Origin of the sequence: Pantoea sp. GbtcB22 (genome assembly GCF_019091025.1) — a bacterium.
Taxonomy (GTDB): domain Bacteria; phylum Pseudomonadota; class Gammaproteobacteria; order Enterobacterales; family Enterobacteriaceae; genus Pantoea; species Pantoea leporis.
The window spans coordinates 1-228 of record NZ_JAGXKB010001094.1 but is presented as its reverse complement, the minus strand read 5'-3'; the positions used below and the strand labels follow the sequence as shown (position 1 = coordinate 228).

Below are 228 nucleotides of genomic sequence, written 5' to 3'. Positions count from 1 at the left end.
GATCATTGCCATCGCCATCCACTTTCGGGACGCGAACGGTTTGCGTGCGCGCCAGCAGGTCGAGTTGATCGGCTTCCCAGCTGAACTAGGTGAGCATATCGCGGGTGTTACATTTGACGAACACATCCACCTCGCCATAGCGGATGCGCCAGGCGGGATGGACATCGCCACCGGGAAGTTCCTGACGGGCGGTGATTTCGGCAACACCGGCGTACTCGCTTAAGAGAC

Annotated in this window: 1 pseudogene; it reads right to left on the bottom strand. The window is 59.2% G+C overall.

From position 1 onward, the window contains the following. Positions 1-228 (bottom strand): annotated as a pseudogene (locus KVT28_RS27615) (fructosamine kinase family protein); the annotation flags it as partial.